The 4,944-nt window shown below is 62.9% G+C and carries 2 protein-coding genes and 1 pseudogene; all 3 read right to left on the bottom strand.

The genetic code is table 11. The annotated features are described in order from the left end of the window. Nucleotides 1-134: 134 nt before the first annotated feature. Nucleotides 135-326, bottom strand: a complete 192-nt coding sequence (locus NRB16_RS28590) for a hypothetical protein (protein ID WP_045485655.1) — start codon at nt 324-326, stop codon at nt 135-137. Between the two features lie 2 nt (nt 327-328). After that, complete coding sequence (locus tag NRB16_RS28595; RefSeq protein ID WP_257107530.1) at nt 329-4,267, bottom strand: RHS repeat-associated core domain-containing protein; 3,939 nt, start codon at nt 4,265-4,267, stop codon at nt 329-331. 30 nt (nt 4,268-4,297) lie between these two features. After that, a pseudogene (locus NRB16_RS28600) lies at nt 4,298-4,944 on the bottom strand (type VI secretion system tip protein VgrG); the annotation flags it as partial.

Below are 4,944 nucleotides of genomic sequence, written 5' to 3' on the forward strand. Positions count from 1 at the left end.
AACTCATCGCCACCGCTCATGTCCTTGAGCAACAGCACATCCGGCCCGAGCGGGCTGGTGACTTGGGTCATGCGGGTCAGTTGCTGAAAGCTCATGGCGGTGATCTCGTTGGTTATCTTCGGTTCAGGGCTGGGTCACGGATCCAGCCACGTATCCCGAATACCTTTGGAGCGTCGGTACAGGTACAACCCGATTCGTGCAGCCAGCATCAACGTGATGACGATTCCGGCTGGCCACCAGCTATTGGGCAGGTACCTGTCCAGAACGCTGTAGAGAATTGCGAACGGCAGGCCAACCACGAACACGATCAAGAACTGCTTAAGCATGGTTATTCACACTCATCTTTTTCTCCTTCCCCGAACAGGCACTTGCCTACGGCTTTGGCTGACTGCCAGCCTGCCTGGGTCGCTACGGTTTCTTTGATGGTCTTGGCATGGGCGGCTTTGCGTGCTGCCAGCTTGGCCGCACGGTTGGCGGTATTGGCAGCCTGACCTGACAGGGACTTGATGGCTTTACCGGATTTCCACACGACCTTGGCTGAGTCCTTAAGGCCGGGCGCGACGGTGCTCACGGCCGCTGAGACGGCCACTTCTCCCCAATCGATATCAATGCACCGCAGCTTGATGTCCATCAAGCTGCGGTCGTTGTCCCAATTGTCTTTGACCTGGCCCAAGACCTGTTTGCCGGCCTGTATTCCGGCATCAGCGGCGCCCCCCATCGCGGCCTTTAGCAAGAGCCCGCCAATGATCACCAGCGGCACGAACAACCCGCTCGGGTCATACGCTACCGAAGGCGCATTCAGGGCATAGGTGTAGGCATTCGGCCCGCCGCGAAAACCGATCGGGTCCTGGCTGGCATAGCGGCCGGCTTCGGGCAGGTAGTAGCGATGGCGGTTGTAATACAGGCCGCTTTCTTCGTCGTGGTACTGACCCTGAAAACGAATCGGCTGGTCGGTTGCGCCGCTTTGTTGCGTCACCGCCTGCCAGTCATCATTAAGGGCCTGCCAGACCACTTGACCCTGTTCGTTGCTCAGTTGCAGCGGCGTGCCGATATGGTCGGTGTGAAAGAACTGCAGCGCCGGTGCCCCCAGAGCAGGCTGACACTGTGCGGGCAGCGGCTGGTCGGCTGCGGCCATTTCGCGCCGCAGGGCCAACAGGTCCGGGCTGTCCGGCTCGCGGCTTTGCTCGATGCGCATGAGCGGGATGAAGCTGTCGGGCTCATGCACGGTGGTGCGCAGCAGGTTGTCGAACACCTCGGCGCACTGACGCTCGCCATCCCAGCCAAAGCGGATCACCTGCTGCTCATCGCCTTGCAGCAGGTGCTTGGCGATGCGCCTGGAAAAAGCGTCATAGCGGTAACGGGCCTGGGTGATGGCGCCGTCAGGACCCTGGCGGGTGACACCCACCAGCCGGTTGGCGCCGTCGTATTGCAGGTGCAGGCGTTCACCGTCAGGCGCGGTACGGGCGATCAGATTGCCCTGGCTGTCGAAGTGGTATTCGTAGCCTTCAAGGCGGCCGACGCGATTGCCTGTCCATAAGCCGGCTGGCGCACTCTCGGCTTGGCTGAGTTGCGAGCCGACATAGCCTGAGCGGTACAACTCGTTGTGGGCGTAGTGCTGTTGCCGGTCACCCGTGCCGTCTGGTCCAGTGTCGAGGCGGTTGCCTGCCGGGTCGTAGCGGTAAGGGCGGGGCAGTTCGCTGCCGTGCTGGCTGGAACTCAATCTGCCGCTCAGGTCGTAGCGGTAGTGCAGGTCGGGCCTCAAGTTGTCGTTGACCCGCAACAACTGGCCCAGCGAGTCATAGCGATATTGGCGCTGCCAGTTATCGGCGCCGGCCAGCGTCGAGCGGCTGGCAGTCAGGCGGCCCACGGCGTCGAGTTCACGGTGCTGTTCGAGCAGCGCCTGGGGCTTGCCCTGCAGGCGCACTTCGCGGTGCAGCTCGCGGTGCAGGCTGTCGCGTTCGAACGCCATCTCGACATGGGCGGCGAGCACACCATGCAAATGCCCCGAGCCGTAACTCAGCCAGGTCACTGGCGGGGCATCGTCGTACTGGCTGGTCTCGCGCACGCCCAGCGGATCATGCTGATGGGCCACACTGTAAACCCAGCCATCGCTATGAATCTGGCTTTCCAGGCACAGGTTGCCAGCCTCGTCATAGGCCAGCCGCACTTCGCAATCCGGTCCCTTGACCATCGCCAGGCGGTCGTCAGGCAGCCAGTTGTAGTGTTCCGTGAAGGCCTCGCTGCTGGCGGTCGCTGGCAGGTGGCGGCAGATCAACTGGCTGTCGCGGTTGTACTCAAAGTGCGTCTCGCGGCCTTCGGCATCGATCCGGGTGAGCAGCTCATCGGCCTGGTTGTAGCGGTACTGCTGGCGGCGGCCATCGAAGCCGGTTTCTTCGATCAGGCGGTCCAGCACGTCGAAGCCGAAGCTGGCCTGTGCGCCGTTCTGGTTGGTCAGCATGCACAGCCGGCCGGCAGCGTCGTAGCTGTAGTGCAGGCTGTCACCGGCCGCATCGCTGGCTTGCAGCAGGCGCCCGGCGCGGTCCCAGACGAAACGTGTGGCGTGCCCATGGCTGTCGGCGATCAGCGTCTGCCGGCCTTGCGGGTCGTAGTCGTAGACCAGGCGGGTGCCGTCCGCCAGGTTGACCTCGATGACCTGCCCGAGCCGGTTGTAGCCGTAGCGGGTGCTGTGGCCTGCCGGGTCAGTTTCAGTCAGCAGGCGGCCTTCGCCGTCGTATTCATAGTGATGGGTCTGCCCCGAGCAGTCAGTGACACAGGCCGGCAACCCCAGACGGTTCCATTGCACCCGTTTCACGCCACCCTTGCTGTCGGTGATCCGGGTCGCGCGGTCAGGCAGGGCGGGATCATCGTAGCTGTAGTGGATCGTGCCGTTGGGGCTGGTCACGCAGGTCAGGTTGCCGGCCGCATTGCGTTCGAAGCTCCAGCGCCGGCCCACCGCGTTGACCAGTTCCTTGAGCAGCCCGGTCTCTTCATCAATCGTCTGGCGATAGTGCTTCTTGCCCGGTGATTGCTCGGCCAGCACCCGGCCCTGACCGTCGAGGCGCCGCCGTGACTCGCGGCCCAGCGGATCACGCATGGCCACCTGACGGCCATAGATGTCATGTTCGAATTGCGTGCGGCTGCCATCGGCGCGCACCAGCGCGGTCCAGCGGCGCTCGCCGCCCTGACCGCTGAACTCATAGCGCTCGACCCGGCCCAGGCTGTCGATCACGTCGGTGGCGTCGGGGTAATAGCGAAACTCGCGGGTCAGGCCGTCGGTTTCGATCTGTTTCAGCACCCGGCCATGGGGCTGCGTCACGTCCCACTCATAGCGCACCTCCAGGCCGCCCGGTTCGCCGTGGGCGACCATGATGTGGTTGCTCCAGGCGAACACCCGGACCACTTCGCCAATGCGGTCGCGCACGGCAATCAGGTCGCCGCTGGCATTGAACTGATAGCGCACCAGCCAATCGTTGCCGCTGGCCTGCGGGTCGAAAAACTCCGGCACCGGGCCGTTGGGGTTGGCGAGGATCACGCCGCACAAACGTATGCCGTCATCCTCGGGACTGGCTTGGCAGGCCTGCTGATAGACCAGCACATAACTGCGCCCGGCGCTGTCACGGATGTTGCTCAGAAAGCCCCGTGGGCTCCAGTTGAACAGGGTCTGGTAGCCACTGCGGCCAAAGGTCGAATGCAGGCGCCAAAGGTCGTCGGCCTGGCGCATGAAGCACAAATGGCTGTTGCCATTGAGCACCACGACCACGTTGGGGTTGTGCTGCAAGGTGGCAGGCACTCTCGCCCAGCGGCCTGACCAGGGGGCTTGCGGGGTTTGCGGGTCAAAAGCCGCGCCGCGGCGCAGCCAGAGTTGCTCACTGCCTGAATACCACTGCTTGCCCGGCTCCAGCGCCGCAAAGCGAATCCGCCGGCCCTGGGCGTCGGTCAGGGTGCAGCTTTCGCTGTCCAGCTCCAGCAGCATGCTTTCGCCGGGCAGCGACCAGCCCTGGCCGAGCCGGCTGATGCGCGGATTACTCGACAGGTAGCCACGGCTGAAGGTCAGGGTGTCCGGTGCCGCCAGAGCAAAGTCGACTTCTTCGGGCAACAGTTTGCAGCCCAGCATCGGGTTGACCGGCTGGCCGACGAAGGGCACACAGGCCGAGGCGCGGTCGGCCAGGCCTGACGCGACACTGCCGACGTGCACGGTCGGCGAGCCGGTGGCAATCACGTTGCCGGAGACTTTTTCACCGACATGCGAAACGGGAAGGCCGCTCATGACGCTATTCCTGGTTGTCCATGCTGTAGATCAGCAGTTGATGTCGACATTGGGCGAAAGAATCTCGATTTCGTTAGCCGTGATACGAATGGTGCTCTGCCCGCAAGCCAGGCGAATTTCCTGGTCGGCAGTCAGCTCGATGACCTTGCTGCCCAGCTTGATGGTCTTGCCGTCCATGTTGATCGTCGAGCCGTCGTCAGTGCCGCCGACACTGAGGGTGTAGGCCTCGCCTACCGAGGTGGATTTCTTTTTCAGCACCTGGGTGGTCTGGCTCATGCCGACCAGGGTGTTCATCATCATCCCGACGTTGAGGCTGTAGCCGAAGCCGACGTTTTCCATCCGGCCCATGCCGACGTTCTGCAAGGAGGCCATGAGGATGGTTTCCGATTTGTTCATGCCGATCTTCACGGTCTCGTTGCGATCAACCGTCTTGCTGCGGTTGGCATGCACGGTGATGGTTTCGTTGTTATCCACGGTCTCGGTACGGTCGTGCTTCACATGCACGGTTTCGTCATGGTCGATGGTCTTGCGCCGGTCATGCCCGACCCAGTGGGTTTCGTCGTTCTCGACCTCGATGTCCTGATTACGCTCGGCATGGATGAACAGCTGCTCCTGACCCTTCTTGTCCTCCATGCGGATTTCATTGAAGTTGGCCGGCGTGCCGCCCTTGCTGGAGC

The sequence above is a fragment of the Pseudomonas sp. LJDD11 genome (assembly GCF_024584215.1).
In the GTDB taxonomy this organism is placed as follows: domain Bacteria; phylum Pseudomonadota; class Gammaproteobacteria; order Pseudomonadales; family Pseudomonadaceae; genus Aquipseudomonas.